Source organism: Campylobacter upsaliensis (assembly GCF_900637395.1).
Lineage (GTDB): Bacteria > Campylobacterota > Campylobacteria > Campylobacterales > Campylobacteraceae > Campylobacter_D > Campylobacter_D upsaliensis.
Genome location: NZ_LR134372.1, coordinates 1457786 through 1479814, shown reverse-complemented (window position 1 = coordinate 1479814; position 22029 = coordinate 1457786). Strand labels below are relative to the sequence as shown.

The window sequence follows — 22029 nt, the reverse complement described above, 5'->3', positions numbered from 1 at the left end:
TGATTCAGTAGCCAATTTTGTCTTGATGAAAAGCGAAGATGTAAATTCTTTCGTAGGGTTTTTGGAGAAAAGAGGCATTTTTATCCGTAATTATTCTCATATTATCCCAAAGTATTGTCGCATTAGCATAGGCACAAGGGAGCAAATGAAAATACTCAAGGATAAAATACTAGAATATATAAGGCAGCAAAGATGATGATAATGCTGTTTAAAATTTGGGTATTAATAAAAATGATAAAATTAAATGAAAAAGAGCTTAGCGTTGCTAATGCAATTAAACGATTAAAAGATGAGGCGGGGAGTCATAGTCCAAGCATTTTTACTTTGGCACAAAAATTATCTCAACTTCGTATTAAAGTTGATGCGTGTTTTTTGTCAAATCCTTACGCAACAGATTTATTTTTAAGATATTTTGATGAAGAATTGATAAAAACATATAAATTAAGGGATTTTTTAGAATTTTACCCTTCGCAAAATAGGGTGATTGCCGAGGTGGTTAGTCAGGCGGTAAATGTTGAGGCGAAAAATATTTTTATAGGAAATGGTGCGATAGAAATTATACAAGCTGTAATGCATCGTTTTGTGCATGATAAAATTGTCGTTTGCATTCCTACTTTTTCATCTTATTATGAATTTGCTAAAAAGGATACGCAGGTTATTTTTTATCAATTAGATAAGGAAAAAGATTATGCTTTAGATCTTGATGACTATGTTGGTTTTATCAAAGAAAATAGACCGCAGAGTATTGTTTTAATCAACCCTAATAATCCTAACGGGGGGGGGGTTTATAAATAAAATGAAACTTAAACAGCTACTTAGCGAGTTAAGCTTTGTTGAAAATATCATTTTGGATACTTCTTTTATCCATTTTGCTTATGAGAATGATGTATTTGATTTGATTAATTTAGAAGAGCTTTGTAAGGAATTTAAAAATCTTATTATCATTAAAAGTATGTCAAAGGACTTTGGAATCGCTGGCATTAGAGTAGGATATGGCGTGATGAGTGAAGATAAGGTGAGCACCTTGCTTGAAAATGGCTATTTGTGGAATACTTCTGGGATAGGTGAGTATTTTTTAAGACTTTATGCGAGAGAAAGTTTTTTCGCCGAGTATAATGAACTGAGAAAAGACTATATCCACAAAACGCAGACATTTTTTCTAGCTTTAGCTCAAATTGAGCAAATTAAAGTCTATCCAAGTCTTGCGAATTTTGCTTTAATTGAGCTTTTAGATGGAAGTTTAAGCGAGGATTTTGTAGCTAAGATGTTGATAAAATATGGAATTTATATGCGAACTTGTAGAGATAAAATAGGACTTAATGGAGAATTTGTAAGGGTAGCTAGTCGCAAATTTGAAGAAAATGAAATTATGATTGAGGCTATAAAAGATTGTTTTAAGGGTTAATGATGAAAGAGATTTTAGCGCTTTTTGATTTTTGTGAAACTTTGACAAATTTTCAAACTTTAGATAGATATTTGCCTTTAGCAGGTCAGCATAATCCAAACTATGAACATCATAAAAATCTTGCAAGAAGAGAAAAGTATGCAAAACTTAATTTGCCTTATCCAAGGTATGAATGGCTTATAGATTTAAATTTAAATGTAGCACAAAATGTAGCAAGAAATTTTGTATATGATGAGGTTTTGTTGCGTTTAAATCAAGGCATTATGGATAAGCTTTTTTATCATCAAGATGCTGGACATACTTTAGTGATAGTTTCTGGAGGACTTGAGATTTATATTAAAGAATTTGCTAAAATTTACGGGATTGAGCATATTGTCGCAGTGGAACTTGAAACTTATGAAAATAGACTTACAGGTCATATAGACGGCATTCACACTATGTGTGAGCGAAAACTTTATAAATTAGCTAACAGGTTGAATTTGGAACAATATGATTTGCGTCATTCTTATGCTTATAGTGATTGTGTGAGTGACATACCGCTTCTTTCTTTAGTGGGAAATGCTAATGTTGTCGCTTGTGGGAAAGATTTAAAATGGGCGGATATTTTAGGATATAGGATAATCAATGCAAGTGCGTAATTTTAAAAAATGGTGGCTTTCTTTAGTTAAAAATTTAAAACATCATCAAAGATTTGATGCCGAGCTAAACCAAACCAAAACCGAGCTAAACCAAACCAAAACCGAGCTAAACCAAACCAAAACCGAGCTAAACCAAACCAAAACCGAGCTAAACCAAACCAAAACCGAGCTAAACCAAACCAAAACCGAGCTAAACCAAACCAAAACCGAGCTAAACCAAACCAAAACCGAGCTAAACCAAACCAAAACTACAACTAGGACAACTCTAGATTTTCATCTGCGTAAAATCACTCCTATGGCGTTTTTGGAACTTTTAGAAATTCATTTAGCTGAGTCGTGCAATTTAAATTGCTTTGGCTGTAACCACTTTTCTCAAATTGCCGAAGAGTCATATACGGACCTTGAAGAATTTGAAAAAGATATGAGTCAGTTAGCTAAAGTAACAAAAGGTGAAGTTGGAGTATTTAGACTAATGGGAGGAGAGCCATTGCTCAATCCTCAATGCCCAAATTTCTTTGAAGTAACGAGAAAATATTTCCCTAAAAGTGAGATTTGGTTAGTGAGCAATGGCTTGTTGCTAGAAAAACAAGATGCACTTTTTTGGCAAAAAGCTAGAGAAAATAGGGTGCAAATTCGTCCTACAAAATATCCATTGAAGATTGATTGGGATAAAATTAAGGCTTTATGTGATGCAAATGAAGTTCCTTTAATTTTCTTTAATGAAGGAGAGGTGGAAAAAACCTCGTGGAAATTTACTCTTGATCCAGAAGGAAAATGCGATAATTATCATTCTTTTACACATTGTTCTATGGCAAATCATTGCGTTCAGTTTAAAAAGGGACGCCTTTACACTTGTACTTTTCCTGCACACATTGAACATTATAATAAAAAATATGGGCATACATTTGAGCTTTCGCCTTTTGATAGTATAAGTATTTATGAGGTTAAAGATTATCAAGAACTTTTATATTTTCTAGCTAAACCTATACCATTTTGTCGCTATTGCAAGGTTAGTCAGTGGGCTCCTGTGGGTAAATGGCGTCCAAGCAAAAAAGATAAATTTGAATATCTAGAAAGAAAAGATAATGAATAAAAATAAAGTCTTACTTATCACTCCAGAATTAGAATACACAGGTGCCTTAAATAGCTTTAAAAGAATGTGTCAAACTTTACTTAAAAACGGATTTAATGTGGATGTTTGGAGTTATGAATTTGGTCCCTTTATCGAAGAATTAGATGCTTTAGGTATTCTAACGGAATGTATTAGTGAAAGTGAAATTTCGCAAGAGTGGGTTGAGAAAAGGATTTTTAAATATAATTTAGTCATAGCCAATACGGTTGTCGTATATAAAGCTGTAGAATTTATACAAGAATTTTTACCTATAGTATGGTATGTAAGAGAGGCTGAAAATTTGCCAAATTTTTTTTGGATACCTCAGAGAAAAACGGCATTGGAAAATGCAAAAAAAATTTATGTTGTTAGTGAGTATGCTAAAGATTTCATCGTTAAAAATTATAATCAAAATGTTGAAGTTTTGCATAATTATGTTGATGATGTTTTTGGGATTGAGGGTTGTTATATTAAAGATAAAAATTCTAAACAAGATGGAAAATTGCGTTTTTTGGCTTTGGGAACCATTGAGGAAAGAAAGGGCTATGATGTTTTAATTGATGCTTTTATTTCTTTACCTAAGGAAATAAGAGAACAATGTGAATTGCATTTTGCTGGGAGATTATGGGAAGGGGCTGAGCATTTCTATCCCAAACTTTTAGAGCAAATTAAACCCTATAAAAATATTTTTTATCACGGCGAACTTCGTGATAAAAAAAGCATTTATAAACTTCTTACTCAAAGTGATGTTGTGGTTGTTCCAAGTCGCGATGAAAGCTGTTCTTTAGTGGCTTTAGAGGGTGCTATGATGGCTAGAGTTTTAATCCTTAGTCAAAATATAGGTGCTAAATATATTTTAAATGAAAAAAATGGTATATGTGTAAAAACAGGGTGTGCTGACGCTTTAAAAGAGGCATTTATAAGGCTTTTTAAAAATAAGGACAGACTAGATGCGATGGGAAGAGAGGCTAGAAAGGCTTACCTTGATACTTCTACTTACGAAATTTATGCAAAGAATTTTATGAGTGTGATTGAAAAAGAATTAGCTTCTAATTCTTATCTTTACCGCGTAAAAAATGGAGCTTATCAACTTTATTCTTTTGATGTTTTTGATACTCTTATAATGAGGAAAGTAGCTGAACCTAGGGCTATTTTTACTTTAATGCAAGAAAGGATTAAAGAGTTAGATTTTCCTTTAGTTTTAAAAGAAAATTTTGCAAAACTTCGCACTGAAACTGAGGGATATTACTATCATAATGTTTGCAAAAAAGATTTTATGGATGTGCGTTTTGAGGAGATTTATGACTTACTTGCTTTAAATTTTTCTCTAAGTAGCAAACAAAAAGAAATATTAATGAATTTAGAAATTGAAGTGGAAAGGGAAAATTTTATACCTATTGAAAAAAATATTAAACTTTTAGAAAAAATGGTAGAAATGCAAAAAAATCCCATTTTAGTTTCTGATATGTATTTTAATGCTGAGCAAATTCGTCAGTTTTTACTCCCTTTTTCTAAGGCATTTGCAGATATTTTTATTTATGTCTCCAGTGAATATAGAAAGAAGAAAAATAATGGCGCTTTATTTAAAGTGATAATGCGACAAAGGAAAATTAAGCCCGAGTTTTGGTTACATTTTGGGGACAATTTTCTCATTGATTGTGTTGAGGCAAAAAAGCTTGGTATAAATTTTCATTATTATGAAAATGATTTATTGCCTTATGAAAGATTTGCCCTTCAAAATGCAAATTCTTTGAATGTGCAAAAAATGTTAGCTAAAGCAAGAAATTTTAGAGTTCAAAATAAGCTTAGTTCTTTGGAGGAACTTGGTGCTTGTTTTGGTGGATTTTTGTTTTTACCTTATGTTTATTATGTTTTACAGCAAGCGGTGCAAAATGAGGTTAAAATTTTGTATTTTATTGCAAGAGATGGTTTTATTTTGCAAAAAATTTGCGAAAAAATTATCCAAAAAGAAAATTTAAATATACAAACAAAATACATTTATGGATCAAGATTTGTTTGGAGAAAACCTTTTGAGGAAAAAGACGAAGAGAAAATAAATTTGATAAAAGCTTACTTGAATCAAGAATTAAATATCAATGAGAAATTTGCATTTGTAGAGATTGCTGGGACTGGAGCTACTTTAGACAGAGTTGTAGAATGTATGGGGGTAAATTTAAAACATTTGTTTTATGGAGCTTTTTATTTACACAGAAGTGAGTTTGGTAGCACAAAGGGAATATTTATGTTGCCAAATATTTATCAAAGTGCTTTTAAGATAGAATTTTTTTGTAGAAGTTTGGAGGGTCAAGTTTTATCTTACGAAAATAAGGCTGGAAAGATTATTCCAATTTGTTGTGAAGTTGAGGGAGCAGCTTTAAAAGAATTTGGTTATAGTTTTTACATTGATGGTTTGTTGAAATTTGTAGATTTCATTCTTCAGGATTTAAACTATAAGAATTTTTTAGTTGATTTTACTTTAAGTGCGGAGTATTTGAAATATCTTGCGAGTGAAAATATTGATAAAAATTTTATTGAACTTGTTGGAAGTGTGCCTTTTGCTTTAGATGAATTATATAAGGATAGTAAATGTAATGTCGTGGCAAAAAGATTTTTTGTTCCAAAAGAGGTAGTAAAAGAACATTGGGCTATTTTTCCTTGGAGCATTTTAAGATCTCATCATACAATAAGAGGAATTTATAATCAAAAGGAATATAAAAAGATAAGTGTGGGAGCTGTAGATAGGGTACAAAATCACCTTTCATATAAACTTGGCAATGTCTTAATGCGTAATGCAAAAAATCCTTTTGGAATGATAAAGCTTATATTTTTAATCCCTATGCTTATTATAATCCATAAAGAAGAAAAAAAGATGGCAAATTATAGTTCAAATAATTTATCTATGGAATATTATGATGACTATGAAGAAGCCTTAAGGATACAAAACTTTTTTTCTTATCAGCTTGGTAGCTTGTTGATAAGATCTAGTAAAAAATATAATATTTTTTGCGTTTTTGTTTTGCCTTATCAAATTGTAAAATTATATCAAAAAAAAGTGAGAAAAAATGACTAATAAACCTTTAATTTTGGGCGGTAGAGATGATGGCTTTGGCGAAAGAATGCGAGCGATTTTAAACGCGATGTATGTGGCTAAAAAATTCGATTTAGAATTTGGATTTGTATGGCGTGATATAGATGGAGAAAATTTTCTTGATGGTAAAGTTAAGAGCCCTTTGAAAGCATTGCCTTATATGCACGAGTTATTTTCCGATAAATTTATTTCCAAGTATTTTAGGGCAGATTTGACTTATTCTTATCTTACACCCATTTTAAATACCCATCATAAAAAAAGCATAACAAATTTATTAAAACCTCCTTATGAGAGGGATTGGGGTTGGTATATGACTCAAGGAGATTTGGATACTTGGTTTAATGATGTAGATCATTTGGAGTATAGAAAGAGTATCGCTTCTTGTTTTAAATCGATAGAATTTAGCGATGCTGTAAATGCCATTTTTAAAGAAGTTAATTTAAAAACTAAAGATTTGGGTGATTTTGTAGCGCTTCATATTAGAAGTGGAGAGACTGTATATGATGAATTGTACATTAATATGTGGTGGCATTGTCGTTATAAAATTTCGCCCTATCCTATAAATATTGCTGTAGCTTTGGAGGAACTAAAAAAGGGCAATAATGTAGTTTTGTTTAGCGATGATTTTACTCTGCTTGAAAGTGTTAAAAAATATATAGTTAATAATAATCCAAGCTTTAAATCAAAAATATTTATTGCAACAGAATTAAAAGAAAATGGTTTGCAAGACTTTGAGGATATGATTTTTGATGTTTATTTGATGTCTAAGGCTGAAAAAATTTATTGTTCTTGGACGACAGGTTTTGCTCGTCTTGCTTGCTATATAGGAAATAATAAAATTATTTCTTTGCCTGAGCATTATTCTGTTTCAAAGACTTATGAATTGATGATTAAATTTATAGATATCGACGATATTAACCCTCATCAAGCCGCTTTTTCTTATTTCTTTCTTTATATTTTAGCCAAAGAATTAAATTTGCCTTTTGATATGAAGTTATCTTATTTAAAGCGTTCTTTTGAATTGCATCAAAATTATAATACAAAAATTTTTCTTTTAGATTTGCTTCTTGAACATCATCAATTTGAAGAGGTAGATTTGATGATAGAGCAGATGAATTTGGAGGAAAAGAAAAGTTGTTTAACTCTGATGCTAAATTATAATTTAAATCCCACTTTGCCATTTCATCTTTTTAAGAATTATTTTGTCGGTGCTTCGTATAAAAATATTAGTCGTTTCGCTTTTGAAATTTTTTTAGCTTTTAATGATGAGGGACACGGGGTCAATGCCTATTATCCTGGATTTAGATCTTTAATTTTAGATTTGTTTTATAGTGTTTTTAGTGGTCCAAAATGTTCGCAAATGGCTCAAATAAAGCCAAATATTGATGTGTATAAAAGGCATTCTTTAGCTTATACTTTAGGATATGCTATGATAGAAAATTCGAAATCTTTATGGGGTTATATAAGAATGCCTTATGTTTTGTCTTATCTTAAAGAGCAGCATATTAAAGAGACAGATCTTTTGAAAAAAGAGAAAAGATATTATGAATTTTACAATGAGGCTCACACTTTAAGCGTTGAGCTTGGTAAAGCTTTGATGAGGGCACATAAAATTTGGTATAAAGGGGGATATTTACGCCTTATTTTTGTTGATATCCCTATTATTAAGAAAGAATTTTTAAAGGGTAAAAAGTGAATTTGGAATTAGAGGCTATTAAAACAAAAATCAATCGTGCTTTTGAGTCTTGGGATTTTAATGCGGTAGAAAGTTTATATGATGAGCATTTAGAAAAAGGTTATCATAAAGAAGCGTTTTTATTTTATTATGAAAGTGCTAGATTACAAAAGGCTTACGAGCTTTTAGAAAAATACCCTCAAAAATACTTTGCCGATTTAAATTATGTGGAGCTTAAGAAAGATTTAAGAGATTTTCTTGATGGGAGGGTAAACTCTATCCCTTCACATCTTTGTATAGCTTATGATTTTATATTATCACTTCAAAATAATTCTTTAGAATGTAAAAAAGCTTGGGATTATTTACCACAATTTTTACCGCAAAGCTCTATTGAAAGTAAGGCTTTCTTTATTAAGACTGCTGTTGATTTTTTTGCACTTAATGATAGAAATTTTTTTAGTTATGGTGCAAGTATTGTTTTGACAACTATACATAATCATTTTGAAGACTCTTTTGCCGCTTTAACTTATATGAATATTTTTTCACATCATTTTAAAAATAATATTTTTGGCAATAAACATCTTAAAAGTGGCAAAAGATTTGCCTTAACTATTTCTGGTGCTTTAAGAGGTAAAAATTGGTTAGATAGAATCAATAAAATTGTTGCCGATTTTGGTTTTGAAGCGGATGTTTTCTTTTTTACTTGGGATAGAGAGTATGATTGGATGGGACTTGGTGGGTCTCCTCATTGGGCGTATAGAATGTTCTCTCATATTCCGCATTTTTTTGACTATTGCCCAGAAAAACTTCGCACTTGGAATGAATTGTGTAAAAATTTCCCCAATACTTTTCAAATTTTAACACAACAGCGTTTTAAGCGCTTAAATACAAATAAAATTAGACTAATAAATAATTTGGTCGCTTTTTCTGTGGAAAATGAAGAGGAATTTTGTCATAAATTTGGATTAAATGGATCCTCTAATTTGCAAAAGATGTGGTATGGTAAATATAGACTTTTGCAAATGCTTGAAGAATATGAAGTTAAACACAATTTTAAATATGATTTTATACTTAATGTTCGTCCAGATGGTATTTTGGAAAAATTTTGCGATTTTTCGCATTTTGAAAAAATGCTTCCTATGGATTTATCGGTAAGTTTGGGTGGAGAGGGAGTAAATGATTGTTGTGTGGCTGGTAGAGCTAATGTAATGAAATTTTTCTTATCTATTTGGCAATTAGCTTTAGATAATAAGCATATAGATATGTTCGCATCTGCACCACATAATATGGGGACACATTATATGCCTCATTATTTATTTATGTTGGAGGGTGTTAGAATTGTGAAGCCTTTCTTAAATTTGGATATTATTAGGGCATTTGATCCTAAAGAATATGTAATGCCTAATTTTGAAAAAGCTTTGGAAAAAGATTGTGAAATTACACCATTAAAAGGGAATGAACTTAAAAAAAGTTTAGAATTTTTTGATTATTTTCAAGGTTTATTTGGAGAAAAAGAAGAGAGATTTTTTACTGGTGCTGTTGAAAGGGTAAGTTCTCATCTCTCTTATAAATTAGGCTTGGCTATGATTAGGAATTCTAAAAGCTTTTGGGGTTATATGAAGCTACCATATATCTTAATGTCGATTAAAATAGCACATCAAGAAGAACAAAAAAATATGCAAGAAAAAATAAAATACGAACATAAAACTAAGGTATTGGATCTTAAATTGTATGATGATTATGAAGAGGCGTTGAAAATAAAAGAATTTTTATCCTATAAGCTAGGAGAAGCGTTGATAACGGCGTATAAAAATATGTGGCGTGGAGGATTGTTAAAATTTTGGTTGATTGATAGTAAAAGAATAGTGAGGGAATTTAAGAAAAAGGTTTGAAATCAATAATTACAAAATTTTCAGCTCTTTTGGACTGAAAGTCTTTGAAAAGCTTTCAAATTCCACTTTCTCTTTTTGACTTAATTTAAGCTTAAAGATGATGTGGGTTTCCTTAAATTCTCTTTGAAAAGTGATATTGCTTTTTTTTAAAAAATGCTCCATCTTAGAAGAATTCTTAAAATTAAGACTAAATTCAAGCTCCTCTTTTAACTCAAAAGGTTCTAAAATCGCCTCTTTTACCACTAAATTTACCGCCTCACCGTAAGCTCTTACAAGCCCTCCCGTGCCAAGCTTAACGCCACCAAAATACCGCACTACAATGACGCTAATATTAACAAGCTCCTTGCCCCTTAGCACATTAAGACAAGGCAGTGCGGAAGTGTTTTTAGGCTCACCATCGTCGCTTTTATCCTCTGCGATTTGATGATTTTCATTTAAAAAGCGATATGCCCACACAAAATGCACGGCTTTACTATGCTCTTTTTTTAAAGTGTTAAGCAAATTTTTAAATTCATTAAAGGGGCTAAGATGTGCTATGAAGAGCGATTTTTTAATCTCATAGCGTGCTGTGTAAAGTGAAGATATGGTTTGCAAAAAAAGCCTTTTTTGCGTTATTGTAGCGTAAATTAAACAAAGTGTGTTAGAATTGAGCTTTTATTTAAGGAAGTGAATGCTTATTTCTATCCTAATTCCAAGCTACAATAGTGCTTCTTACATCAAAGAATGTCTCGAGAGTGTATTAGCTCAAAGTTATGCGAAGTTAGAAATTCTTTGTATTGATGCGTATTCTAATGATGGCACTTTAGATATTTTAGAAGAATTTGCAAAAAAAGATGAAAGAATTAAACTTATTTTAAGTGAAAAAAAGAGCTTTGGATATCAGCTTAATCTTGGCTTGAAAAAAGCGACAGGAGAGTATTTTAGCATAGTAGAAAGCGATGATTTAGCTCACCCTTTGATGTGTGAAAGGCTTTTAAATTTGGCTTTAACAACAAAATGTGATATTGTAAAAGCAAATTTGACCTCTTTTACGCAGGATAAACAAGAGTTTCTAAAAATCATTTCAAATGAAAATTTTTACGGACGCATTTTGGACGAAAAAGATAGAAAAGATGTGTTAAAAGAAGGTTTTATCATCAATGTTAGCGCACTTTACAGTCTTGATTTGATTAAAAAATTTGATTTAAAACTTAATGAGACTAGCGGTGCGGCGTATCAAGATACAGGCTTTTGGTTTGAGCTTTTTAGTGTAGCTAAAACTTGGTATTTTCATAATGAAAGCCTTTATTTTTATAGACAAGATAATCCTAATGCTTCGACGAAAAGCAAGGAAAAAATTTATGCTATTTGTGAGGAATTTGCTTTTATCGATAGCTTTTTGAAACGCCAGAATTTAGAGCATTTAAGAGAGGTTTTTTTGTATAGAAAATTTAAGAGTTATTGGTGGAATTTAAGGCGTATTGATCAAAAATACAGAGCAGAATTTTTAGTGCGTTTTGCTAAGGATTTTCAAAACGAGAGCCTAAAAATAGGGATTTTTAGCACTAGTGAGCTAAAAGAGCTTCAAACCATCATAGCCAATCCACAACAATTTGCTAAAAAGCTATCAAATCCCCTTTTTAGCTTAAAGAAATTTTTTGCTAGATTTAAAAAGAGTCTTTTATGAAAAATGTTTCCATTATCGTGCCGTTTTTTAATGTCGAAAAGTATTTTAGAGCGTGTTTAGAAAGCCTTGTAAATCAAGATTATGAAAATATACAACTCATCTTAATTGACGATGAAAGTGATGATAAAAGCTTAAATATAGCTAAAGAATTCGCACAAAAAGATAGTCGCATTTGTATTTTAAGCCAGAAAAATAGCGGTCAAGCAGTGGCTAGGAATTTGGGACTTGATTTTTTACAGAGTCAATTAAAGCTTGATTTTGAAAGAAATGAAGGTGCTTTGTGTGCGTTTGTTGGGGAGGGTTTTAGGGCGTGGCAAAATGCGAAATTTGAGTTTAAAAATACAGATTATTTACTCTTTGTCGATGGCGATGATGTAGTTGAAAAAAGCTTTGTGAGTGAGTGCTTAAAAGCCATTAAAGACGCTGATGTGTTGTGGTTTGATTATGATTTTTTATGCGAAATTCCTTTTAAAAAAACCCCTAAAAGTCAAATGGAGCTTTTTGATTTGAGTGAGGGCATCATCACTGCTAAAAAATGGCTTGAAGTAGCGAAAACTAAGCCCTTGTTTTGGCTGACTTGGCAGGGTATGATAGACTTTAAATTCTTGCAAAAAATTAAACTTCGTTTTGTTAATGGAGCGATTTATGAGGATAATTGCTTTGGGGTGCTGCTTTTTTCAATGACTGAGAAAATCGCCATTTGCAAGAAAAAGCTTTATCATTATAGACTGCGTGCAAATTCCACAATGAACCCAGAAGAAAAAGGGCTTTCAACGCATTCTTATCTTTATGAGCTTTATTTGGCTGTGGGGGAGGATTTTGAGGCGTTAAAAACACAGCAATGGGCTAAAAGTTGGCTTTTGAGCGTGCTTTATATGAGTGAGTTTGAGGGCTTTGAGGGGGAATTTAGGGAGCATTTTATGCCTATTTTTTTGGATAGGGCAGTGGCTTGCTTGTTTTTGGAAAAAGATCCTTTAAATTTAAAGCAAAAACTTGAGGCTTTGAGAGGGGAATTTGAGCGTTATATTTTAAGTGGGGCGGAGTGTGTGAGGCACGAAAAGGCTTATAAGCTTGGTTTTATTTTCTTGCAAAATTATAAGAGTTTTACAGGGCTTAAAAGGCTTTTTAAAGAGCTTAAAAAAGGCGTTTTAGAGTGCGAAAGGGCGTGGGAAAAATTTGAGGAAAATAAGGCTAAATTTCATTTTTTGTATTTTGATGAGGATAAAAATAATGCAGAAATTTTGAAAATTAAAAGGCATTATTCATATAAAGTGGGTAAAATTGTGAGTTTTTTTGTAAGTTAAATATGGAGGTTACAAAAATGCCATTTTCATTTGATATGCAAGAGTCAAAGATTTTAAAAGGAGTTTTCATCATAAAACCTAATAAATTTAAAGATTTACGCGGTGAGATCTGGACGGCTTTCACGCAGGAGCAGTTAGCCCATTTAGCACCTGTGCCATTTAAACACGATAAATTTATCACTTCTAAAAAAGATGTGATTCGAGGAATTCACGGCGATACGAAGACCTATAAATTAGCTACTTGTTTGTATGGGGAAATCTTACAAGTGGTGGTTGATTGCCGTGAGGATAGCCCGACCTATTTAAAATATGAAAGCTTTGTGATAAACCCACAAAATCAGCTTTTAATCCTAGCCCCCAAGGGCTTTGGTAACGCACACTTGGTAAGAAGCAAGGAGGCTGTGTATTATTATAAATGTGCTTATGAGGGCGAATATGTCGATGCGGAGAATCAATTTACTTATGCGTGGAACGATGAGAGAATCGGTGTAAAATGGGGTATAGAAAAGCCTATTTTATCAGAGCGTGATATGCAAGCAAGTGGAAGTTAAGGAAAGAAAATGCAAGAATTAAAAATGCACTTGAAAAAAATGAGCGAGTTAAATTACAATCTTTTAATGTCAAATATCATCATTTATTCTAAAATCGATGAAAAGGATAAGCAAATCCTCCTTCAATGCCTACAAGATAGGGATAGAAATTATGTAAGGCTTAATGATAACGAGCAGGTTTATGAAAATATTAAGAAGTATTTAAGCTTACTTCGTCCTTTGGCTTTACCTTTTGAAAATTTAGTGCGTGTGGGTGGATTTAATGACGGCGGTTATGTGATGTTTAATGCACTAAGTGCGGGGGGGGGGGGGGGGGGGGGGTAGCCCTCTCTCTTGGCGTGAGTGAATTTTCTCCTTGGGATTTGGAAATGGCGAATTTAGGTTTTAAGGTAGTTGAGTATGACGGAAGTATTGAAAAATGCCCCTATAATCATCCTAATATCATCTTTAATAAGTTATTTGTAGGTGCGACAAATGATGAAAATACCATTACTTTAAATGAAGCTTTAAGGAAAAATGATTTTGATAAAACAAAAAATAATATTTTGCAATGTGATATAGAAAATTGCGAGTGGGAAATGTTAGAAAATATCGATATATCCTTGCTTAGCGAGTATTTTTCTCAAGTGATTTTTGAATTTCACGGAATGAATCCTGAGGAAAGGGACGGCTTTGCCTTAAGGAGTAAGCTTTTATCCCGTCTTAATGAGCATTTTGTGCCTATACATACACATTTAAATAATCACGGTAAAATTTTTTATTCTAAAGGGCTGTTTTTCAGCACGACTTTAGAGGTGAGCTATTTTAGAAAAGATTTAGCTAAGCCATATTTAAGCTTCGGTTACCGTGATGAGGGGAATTTGATGGGGTTTGATAGTCCTACTTTCTTGCCTAATCCTGAAATTCCGTTAAGATTTGTAAAGGAAAACAATGGATAAAAACGCGAAAATTTATCTAGCAGGACATAGGGGGCTTGTGGGAAGTGCTATTTTGCAAGAGTTAGAGAAACAAGGCTTTACTCAGCTTATTTACAAAACTCACGCCGAGCTTGACTTGACAAATCAAGAAGCAGTGGAGGAATTTTTTGCAAAAGAAAAGCCAGAATTTGTAATTTTAGCAGCGGCTAAGGCAGGAGGTATAGCGGCAAATAGCACTTATAGGGCGGATTTTATCTATGAAAATTTGATGATAGAGGCTAATGTGATTCACGCTGCTTATAAAAACGGCGTTAAAAAACTGATTTTCATCGCTTCAACGACCATTTATCCTAAAAATGCTTCCTTACCTACAAGTGAAAATGAGATGTTAAGGGGGGATTTGGAATATACCAATAAACCTTACGCCATCGCTAAAATCGCAGGTTGTATGCTTTGTGAAAGCTATAATTTACAATATGGCACAAATTTCATCGCTCTAAGCCCTACAAATTTATATGGAAGTAATGATAAATTCGACCTAGAAAAAGCCCATGTTATGCCAGCACTTTTAAGAAAAATGCACCTTGCAAAATTGCTAAATGAAGGGCATTTTGAGGAGCTTTTAAAAGATCTTAATGTCAAAAATTTAGATGAGGCTAAGACATATTTAGCAAAATTTGGCGTGAGTGAGGAAAGTGTGGAAATTTGGGGTGATGGCACACCGACTAGAGAATTTATCCATAGTGAGGATTTGGCAAAGGCGGTGCTTTTTATCTTAAAAAATGTCGATTTTAAAGACCTTTATCAAAAAGATGAAAAAGAAATTCAAAATACGCATATCAATGTAGCCCCAGGTGAAAATATCAGCATTAAAGACTTGGCAAATTTGGTTAAAGAGGTGGTTGGCTTTAAGGGGACTTTATTTTTTAACACAGCGCGTCCAAATGGTGCTATGCAAAAACACACTTCAGGCAAAAAGCTTGAAAATTTAGGCTTTAAAGTTGAAATTTCATTAAAAGAAGGAGTTAGAAAAATGTATCAGTGGTATCACACGGGGGGGGGGGGGGGTAAGTCTCCCGTTTTATCCCACTTTAAGCAAAGCTTGGGAGGTGAGCTGTGCTTAAAGATAGCTTAATTTATGTCGCAGGACATAGAGGCACAGCTGGAAGTGCCATACTCGAAGGGCTTTTAAAACAAGGCTTTAACAATATCATCACAAAAACCCACGCCGAACTTGACCTGACAAATCAAAAAGCCGTGGCAGAATTTTTTGCTAGAGAAAAGCCCGAATTTGTCTTCTTGGCAGCGGCGAAACTTGCCCATCTTGGTCAATTTGAACCTGCTTCTGTTTTATATGAAAATTTAATGATACAAAATAATATCTTAAATGCTAGCTTTAAAAATGGGGTTAAAAAATTACTCTTTTTTGGTTCTGCTTGGATGTATCCTAAAAATGCGACAAATCCTATCAAAGAAGATACGCTTTTAAGTGATAAATTAGACAGCATAGCCACTCCTTATGCCTTAGCTAAAATTACTGGAGTTAAGCTTTGTGAGGCTTATAATGATGAATTTAAAACGGAGTTTTTAAGTTTAGCTTTGGCAAATTTATATGGACAAACGAAAGATTTTAACTTTAAAACGGCTAAGGTTTTACCTGCTCTACTTAGAAAATTTCATCTTGCAAAATTATTAAGTCAAAACGATGAAAAAGGCGTTTTGGAGGATATTTTGCTAAGAGATAGCTTAAAATTAAGCACAATGAGCGAGGCTAAGGAGTATTTAGCTAAATTTGGCGTGAGTGAAAGAAGCGTGGAAATTTGGGGAAGTGGCAAGGTAAGGAGAGAATTTATCCATAGTGAGGATTTAGCAGATGCTGCGGTTTATATTATGCAAAATATTAATTTTAAGCAAATTAAGAGCGAAAATTCACATCTTAATGTAGGCTCTGGAGAGGTTTTAAGTATTAAGGAATTAGCCTTTTTGATAAGGGATATTGTAGGCTTTGAGGGTGAAGTGGTTTTTAACACTTCTAAGCCTGATAGCACTATGGATAGGCTGCTTGATAATTCTAAAATTCACTCTTTAGGTTGGAAAGCAAAAATTAATCTTGAAGAAGGAGTTAGAAAAATGTATCAGTGGTATCACACGGGGGGGGGGGGGGTAACCCTTCATAAACAAAATGTAGCCTTAAGCTATCTTGGAAAGGTGGCTTAAGATGGCTATGGATTTTGTGATAGAGGAAAGTAAGATTTTAAGTGGCGTTTATATCATTACGCCGAATTATTTTGAGGATTTTAGAGGCGAAATTTGGTCTGTTTTTGAGGATAAAGCATTTGTCAATTTACTGCCAAAGGGCTTAAATTTCGTGCTGGATAAATTCACTATTTCAAAGCCTAATGTTTTAAGGGGCATACACGGAGACCATAAATCGTGGAAACTTGTAACTTGCGTGAGTGGGGAGATTCAGCAGGTTGTGGTCGATTGCCGTAAAGAAAGTCCTACTTATTTAAAATATGAAAGTTTTAATATCTCTTCGAAACAAAAAAAACTGATTTTAATCCCACCATTTTTTGGTAATGCACATTATGTTTTGGGCGATAAGGAGGCACTTTATTATTATAAATGGGCTTATGAGGGCGAATATGTCGATGCACAGGATCAATTTACTTATGCGTGGAACGATGAGAGAATAGGCATTAAATGGCAGGGGGAAAATCCTATTTTGTCCGAGCGTGATTTAAAAGTGCTAAGGGGTTAAAATGCAAAAAGATAGTTTAATCTATGTTGCAGGACATAGGGGAACGGCAGGAAGTGCCATAGTAGAGGAGCTAAAAGAACAAGGCTTTAGTAATATCATCACAAAAACAAGAGCCCAGCTTGACTTGACAAATCAAAAGGCAGTGGAAGAATTTTTTGCTAAAGAAAAGCCTGAATTTGTCTTTTTCGCAGCGGTTTTGCCGTGTGGGGCAGCTAATGTCGCGCAAAGGGCTGATTTTATCTATGAAAATTTGATGATGCAAAATAATATTATTCATTATTCTTATAAAAACGGCGTGAAAAAGCTTATTTGCTTTGGTTCTGGCTATATGTATCCTGAATTTGCGAAAAATCCCCTAAAAGAAGAGGATATGCTAGAGGGGAATTTGGAGTATGGGGCGTATTCTTTCGCGGTGGCTAAAATAGCGGGTGCTGTGATGTGTGAGGCTTATAATATCCAGTATGGGACGAATTTTTTAACTCTAGCTTTAAATAATCTCTATGGCACAAATGCCAGTTTTAATCTCACAAAATCACGCGTCTTACCTGCTCTACTTAGAAAATTTCATCTTGCAAAATTATTAAGCGAAAATGATGAAAAAGGCGTTTTGGAGGATATTTTGCTAAGAGATAGCTTAAAATTAAGCACGATGAGCGAGGCTAAGGAGTATTTGGCTAAATTTGGCGTGAGTGAAAAAAGCGTGGAAATTTGGGGAAGTGGCAAGGTAAGGAGGGAATTTTTACACGCTAAGGATTTAGCACAGGCGAGTATTTTTGCGATGCAAAAGGTGGATTTTAAGGATCTTTATAAAAGCGGAGAAAAGCCTATAAATACACACATTAATGTAGGCACTGGGGTGGATTATAGTATTAAAGATGTGGCTTTAAAAGTAAAGCAAATTGTTGGATTTAAGGGTGAGCTTACCTTTAACACCTCTAAGCCTGATAGCACTATGGATAGGCTGCTTGATAATTCTAAAATCAATGCTTTAGGCTGGGAAGCAAAAATTAATCTTGAAGAAGGAGTTCAAATAATGTATGAGCATTATACACGGGGGGGGGGGGGTAACTCCTATTGTAAAGGCGATTTAAGGATAGAGCTTAAGCAGTGTCTTACTTGCTCCTATATCTTTAACGCTCTTTTTGATAGGCAAAAAATGCATGAGGCTTATTTTAATGAATCCTACATCACTCCCGTGGCGATTTCAAGCACTATGTCCTCTCACATCTTGCATTTAAGTAAGAAAATCAAGTCTTATACCGCAGGAGTAGGGCTTGAGATAGCTCCTGGGGCGTGTGATTTGGTTAAGGCTTTGGCGGGGGATTTTGAGTTTTTTTATACCATTGACCCATCTCATACTCCACAAAAATTACTTGCTAGTGAGAAAAATGTAAGGCACATTAGAGCCTTATTTGACGGTAGGAAAGTAAAAGAAAATTTAAATCATAAAATAGATTTTATCATTTTTAGACATTTAATCGAGCATATAGATACTCCACGCGAATTTTTAGAAAGCGTTGTGAGGCTTTTAGATAATGGGGCGATAATTTACATTGAAACGCCTAATGCGGAGGAAATTTTTGAAAGTAAGAGATTTTATGAAATCAGGCATGAGCATTGTAATTATTTAGATAAAGCCACGCTTTGTAATGCCCTTGCTTTGCTAGATTGTGAGCTTGTGGAGAGTGTGGAGTATTATGAAAAGCAATGGATAGGGCTATTTTTTAAAAAAACGGGCAAAATGCCTAAGCAACTTCCTATCTTACTTTATGATGAAAACTTAACTAGAGCTTTAAATTTAGAAATTGCAAAATTAGAGGAGCTTTTAAAGCCTTTTGAAAATGTGGCACTTTATGGGGCAGGAGGGCATGCAAATTCTTTAATCACTTATCTTAGTGAGACAAGTTGTCGTAAAATCAAATGTGCCATTGATAAAGACGAGCGGCGTGTGGGGACTTATTTGCAAAATTCTAATATTATCATCAAAAGCAATGAGCCACAAAATTTACAAGGCATAGAATGCGTTTTGATGTGTATGCCTTGCTATGAGAGTATTGTTTTTGAAAAAGAGCTTAAAAATCATTTTAAAGGTAAAGTTATTTTAAGTGCTAAAGGGATACAATACCTCTCTTTGTAAAGGAAAAAAATGAAAGCTTTAATTACAGGTTTTACGGGGCAAGTCGGTTCTCAAATGGCTGATTTCTTACTGGAAAATACAGATTATGAAATCATCGCCTTAATGCGTTGGCAAGAAAGTATGGATAATATTTATCATCTTAGTGAGCGTATTAATCGTGGAGATAGGATTAGCATTTTTTATGCGGATTTAAATGATTATTCAAGCTTACAAAAGCTTTTTGAGACGCACCGCCCTGATGTGATTTTTCACTTAGCGGCGCAGTCCTTTCCTAAAACTTCTTTTGAAATTCCACTAGAAACTTTACAAACAAATATCATAGGCACGGCAAATATCTTAGAAAATATCCGCCTTTTAAAGCAAAAGGACGGCTATGATCCTGTGGTGCATATTTGTAGCTCGAGTGAGGTTTATGGACGCACACAAAAGGGCATAAAGCTTGATGAAAACACCCCTTTCCACGGCGCTAGCCCTTATAGTATTTCTAAAATTGGCACGGATTATTTGGGACGCTTTTACGGCGAGGCTTATGGGATACGCACTTTTGTTACGCGTATGGGAACGCATAGCGGTCCAAGGCGTAGTGATGTATTTTTTGAAAGCACGGTCGCAAAGCAAATTGCCCTTATTGAAGCCGGACTTCAAGAGCCTGTCATTAAGGTAGGGAATTTAGACAGCACACGCACTTTTCAAGATGCCCGCGATGCGGTAAGGGCATATTATCTCCTCTCACTTGAAAGTGCTAAAGGTAATGTTCCTTGCGGAGAATGCTTTAATATCGCAGGTGAAGAAGCTTTTAAACTCCCAGAAATTATTGAAATTTTACTTGAATTCTCAAACTTCGAGGGGGGGGGGGGGGGTGCAATACGCATATTAGAAGATAGCGATAGATTGCGTCCTATTGATGCAGACTATCAAATGTTTGACAATACTAAAATTAAACGCTTTATCGATTGGAGAGCGGAAATCCCCGTGCGGCAGATGTTAAAAGATTTGCTTGATCACTGGAGAGCTGAAATTAAAAAAGGCAGAATTCCTCTCAATCGCTAAGGCGATATGAAAGGAATAAAATGCCAAAAAAAGTTTTAATTACAGGTGGAGCAGGATATATAGGCTCGGTTTTAACGCCGATTTTGTTGCAAAAGGGCTATGAGCTTTGTGTGATTGATAATCTTTTCTTTAATCAAATTTCTCTTCTTCCATTAGCAAGTTATAAAAATTTCCGTTTTATCAATGGCGATGCAATGGACGCTACTCTCATCAAACAAGAGGTAGCTAAGGCTGATATTATCATACCTTTAGCGGCTTTTGTGGGTGCGCCTTTATGCAAGAAAAATGCTAATTTGGCTAGGATGATTAATTATGAAGCGATTAAGATGGCGAGCGATTTTGCAAGTAAGGATCAAATTTTTCTTTATCCTAACACAAATAGCGGCTATGGCATAGGTGCTAAAGATGCGATGTGTGATGAAAATTCCCCGCTAAATCCTATAAGCGAATATGGCAAAGACAAGGTCGAAGCCGAGCTTTACTTGCTTGAAAAAGGTAATTGCGTAACCTTCCGCCTTGCGACTGTTTTTGGCGTGAGTGCTAGAATGAGACTTGATTTGCTTGTCAATGACTTTACATACAGAGCTTACAAGGATAAATTTATCGTGCTTTTTGAGGAGCATTTTAGGCGTAATTATATCCATGTGCGTGATGTGGCTAAGGGCTTTATCCACGGGATTGAGAATTATGACAAAATGAAGGGTGAAGCTTATAATATGGGACTTAGCTCTGCGAATTTGACAAAAAGACAGCTTGCCGAAACGATTAAAAAATTCGTTCCAGATTTTTATATCCATAGTGCTAGTATAGGAGAAGACCCTGATAAGAGGGATTATTTGGTAAGTAATGCCAAGCTTGAAGCCACAGGCTGGAGTGCTGATGTGAGTTTGGAAGAGGGCATTGAGGAGCTTTTAAGAGCCTTTTCTATGATGAAGGTTAATGCCTTTGCTAATGTGTGAGGAGAGAATATGAATTTGGAAATGATTAAAAATTTACAAACAAGTCTAAAAGCCTTAGAAAATCAACTCATCAATCATCAACAAAATAGGGCTGTGGTGGAGAATTTAGAAGAGCAAATCGCCTCTTTAAAAGCACAAAATGATTTTAATCTTTTACAGGGCATTAAGAAAAATTTAGAACTTTTAAGCGGGGCATTTTGCGATGAAAAGGGACTTGGTAAGCTTAATTTAATGCTACATAATGCTAAAGTGCCACCAAAATATTATGATATTTTTTATCAAATGTTAGCCGTAAATGCTGGGGCTACCCCCCCCCCCCCCCCCGTATTGCATAGATTGTGGGGCGCATGCTGGGCTGATTAGCGATATAATTCTTCATTGCGGTGGGCGTGTAGAGTGCTTTGAGCCAAATCTTTATTTAAATTTCTTCTTAAAACGCAAATTTGAAACTAATCCACTCATTAAAATTCATCAAAAAGCTGTGTCAAATAAGAGTGGCAAGACCAAATTCTTAACCTTTCAAAACCGCATTTTATCTCAAGGAAACCGCATAGTATCAAGTGTGCAAGATGATGAAACTAGCTCATCTTATGAAGTAGAGCTTGTGAATTTATGCGAGTTTTTAGAGCAAAAAGAGGAGAGAATTTATCTTTTAAAACTTGATGTGGAGGGGGCAGAATTTGAGATTTTGCTTACTTTGATAGAAAAGAAGCTTTACGAAAAGATCGATTATATCGTCTGTGAAACACACGAATATATGTTTAAAGATGGCGTAGAAAAATTAAAAGTCATAGAAAAAGAGCTTGAAAAAAGAGGGGTTAAAAATATCTTTTTGGATTGGTGTTAGACTTTTTTTGTTAGAATTTAACTAAAAA

Annotated in this window: 22 protein-coding genes and 1 pseudogene; 22 read left to right on the top strand and 1 reads right to left on the bottom strand. The window is 33.8% G+C overall.

What is annotated here, in order from left to right; translation table 11 throughout:
* Window positions 1-25: 25 nt before the first annotated feature.
* From EL158_RS08825 to EL158_RS07405, 8 genes are read left to right on the top strand one after another with little or no spacing between them, the layout of a single operon-like run.
* Window positions 26-196 (top strand): hypothetical protein, encoded by a 171-nt coding sequence (locus EL158_RS08825; protein WP_225532247.1) that lies wholly within the window; start codon window positions 26-28, stop codon window positions 194-196.
* Between the two features lie 35 nt (window positions 197-231).
* Entirely contained in the window at window positions 232-795 is a 564-nt protein-coding gene (locus EL158_RS08880; protein WP_269470921.1) for an aminotransferase class I/II-fold pyridoxal phosphate-dependent enzyme, read from the top strand.
* A 1-nt stretch (window position 796) separates the two neighbouring features.
* A complete protein-coding gene (locus EL158_RS08875; protein WP_263864765.1) occupies window positions 797-1405 on the top strand; it encodes an aminotransferase class I/II-fold pyridoxal phosphate-dependent enzyme in 609 nt (202 codons plus the stop codon).
* Window positions 1405-2043 (top strand): HAD-IB family hydrolase, encoded by a 639-nt coding sequence (locus EL158_RS07425; protein WP_027304612.1) that lies wholly within the window; start codon window positions 1405-1407, stop codon window positions 2041-2043. The genes EL158_RS08875 and EL158_RS07425 overlap by 1 nt, the downstream gene beginning before the upstream one ends.
* Entirely contained in the window at window positions 2030-3136 is a 1107-nt protein-coding gene (locus EL158_RS07420; protein ID WP_225532246.1) for a radical SAM family protein, read from the top strand. Before EL158_RS07425 ends, EL158_RS07420 begins: the two co-directional genes overlap by 14 nt.
* Window positions 3129-6224 (top strand): glycosyltransferase, encoded by a 3096-nt coding sequence (locus EL158_RS07415; protein ID WP_027304610.1) that lies wholly within the window; start codon window positions 3129-3131, stop codon window positions 6222-6224. The genes EL158_RS07420 and EL158_RS07415 overlap by 8 nt, the downstream gene beginning before the upstream one ends.
* On the top strand, window positions 6217-7938 hold the full coding sequence (locus EL158_RS07410; RefSeq protein WP_027304609.1) for a DUF8374 domain-containing protein: 1722 nt from the start codon (window positions 6217-6219) through the stop codon (window positions 7936-7938). The genes EL158_RS07415 and EL158_RS07410 overlap by 8 nt, the downstream gene beginning before the upstream one ends.
* Window positions 7935-9809, top strand: a complete 1875-nt coding sequence (locus tag EL158_RS07405; RefSeq protein ID WP_027304608.1) for a DUF8374 domain-containing protein — start codon at window positions 7935-7937, stop codon at window positions 9807-9809. The genes EL158_RS07410 and EL158_RS07405 overlap by 4 nt, the downstream gene beginning before the upstream one ends.
* 9 nt (window positions 9810-9818) lie before the next feature.
* Here the strand turns inward: EL158_RS07405 and EL158_RS07400 are convergent, their stop codons facing one another.
* Window positions 9819-10403, bottom strand: coding sequence for an IMPACT family protein (locus EL158_RS07400; protein WP_027304607.1), 585 nt, complete (start codon window positions 10401-10403; stop codon window positions 9819-9821).
* A gap of 76 nt (window positions 10404-10479) precedes the next feature.
* On the opposite strand from EL158_RS07400, the gene EL158_RS07395 reads away from it, so the two are divergent.
* The 14 genes and pseudogenes from EL158_RS07395 to EL158_RS07340 all read left to right on the top strand — a co-directional run bounded on the left by EL158_RS07395 (window position 10480) and on the right by EL158_RS07340 (window position 22001).
* Entirely contained in the window at window positions 10480-11475 is a 996-nt protein-coding gene (locus EL158_RS07395; RefSeq protein WP_027304606.1) for a glycosyltransferase family 2 protein, read from the top strand.
* On the top strand, window positions 11472-12779 hold the full coding sequence (locus EL158_RS07390; RefSeq protein ID WP_027304605.1) for a glycosyltransferase family 2 protein: 1308 nt from the start codon (window positions 11472-11474) through the stop codon (window positions 12777-12779). Before EL158_RS07395 ends, EL158_RS07390 begins: the two co-directional genes overlap by 4 nt.
* 17 nt (window positions 12780-12796) lie before the next feature.
* Window positions 12797-13330 (top strand): dTDP-4-dehydrorhamnose 3,5-epimerase family protein, encoded by a 534-nt coding sequence (locus tag EL158_RS07385; RefSeq protein ID WP_027304604.1) that lies wholly within the window; start codon window positions 12797-12799, stop codon window positions 13328-13330.
* Between the two features lie 9 nt (window positions 13331-13339).
* Window positions 13340-13654, top strand: a complete 315-nt coding sequence (locus tag EL158_RS08820; RefSeq protein ID WP_126361598.1) for a hypothetical protein — start codon at window positions 13340-13342, stop codon at window positions 13652-13654.
* 14 nt (window positions 13655-13668) lie between these two features.
* Window positions 13669-14268: a hypothetical protein gene (locus tag EL158_RS08815; RefSeq protein ID WP_232008205.1), complete on the top strand. Its 600-nt coding sequence runs from the start codon at window positions 13669-13671 to the stop codon at window positions 14266-14268.
* Complete coding sequence (locus tag EL158_RS07370; RefSeq protein ID WP_027304603.1) at window positions 14261-15382, top strand: GDP-L-fucose synthase family protein; 1122 nt, start codon at window positions 14261-14263, stop codon at window positions 15380-15382. Before EL158_RS08815 ends, EL158_RS07370 begins: the two co-directional genes overlap by 8 nt.
* Entirely contained in the window at window positions 15364-16464 is a 1101-nt protein-coding gene (locus tag EL158_RS07365; protein WP_126361595.1) for an NAD-dependent epimerase/dehydratase family protein, read from the top strand. Before EL158_RS07370 ends, EL158_RS07365 begins: the two co-directional genes overlap by 19 nt.
* Before the next feature lies 1 nt (window position 16465).
* A complete protein-coding gene (locus EL158_RS07360) occupies window positions 16466-17008 on the top strand; it encodes a dTDP-4-dehydrorhamnose 3,5-epimerase family protein (protein ID WP_027304601.1) in 543 nt (180 codons plus the stop codon).
* A gap of 1 nt (window position 17009) precedes the next feature.
* A pseudogene (locus tag EL158_RS08810) lies at window positions 17010-18056 on the top strand (GDP-L-fucose synthase family protein); the annotation flags it as partial.
* Window positions 18042-19145 carry a class I SAM-dependent methyltransferase gene (locus EL158_RS08805; protein WP_331852802.1) on the top strand — a complete coding sequence of 368 codons (1104 nt, stop codon included), beginning with the start codon at window positions 18042-18044 and terminating at the stop codon, window positions 19143-19145. The pseudogene EL158_RS08810 and the gene EL158_RS08805, both read left to right, overlap by 15 nt.
* Before the next feature lie 9 nt (window positions 19146-19154).
* Window positions 19155-20195 carry a GDP-mannose 4,6-dehydratase gene (locus EL158_RS07350; RefSeq protein WP_126361589.1) on the top strand — a complete coding sequence of 347 codons (1041 nt, stop codon included), beginning with the start codon at window positions 19155-19157 and terminating at the stop codon, window positions 20193-20195.
* 20 nt (window positions 20196-20215) lie between these two features.
* Window positions 20216-21154, top strand: a complete 939-nt coding sequence (locus EL158_RS07345; RefSeq protein WP_004277885.1) for a GDP-D-glycero-alpha-D-manno-heptose dehydrogenase — start codon at window positions 20216-20218, stop codon at window positions 21152-21154.
* 9 nt (window positions 21155-21163) lie between these two features.
* Window positions 21164-21517, top strand: a complete 354-nt coding sequence (locus tag EL158_RS08800; protein WP_232008204.1) for a hypothetical protein — start codon at window positions 21164-21166, stop codon at window positions 21515-21517.
* On the top strand, window positions 21450-22001 hold the full coding sequence (locus EL158_RS07340) for an FkbM family methyltransferase (protein ID WP_232008203.1): 552 nt from the start codon (window positions 21450-21452) through the stop codon (window positions 21999-22001). The genes EL158_RS08800 and EL158_RS07340 overlap by 68 nt, the downstream gene beginning before the upstream one ends.
* The last annotated feature ends 28 nt before the right edge of the window (window positions 22002-22029 follow it).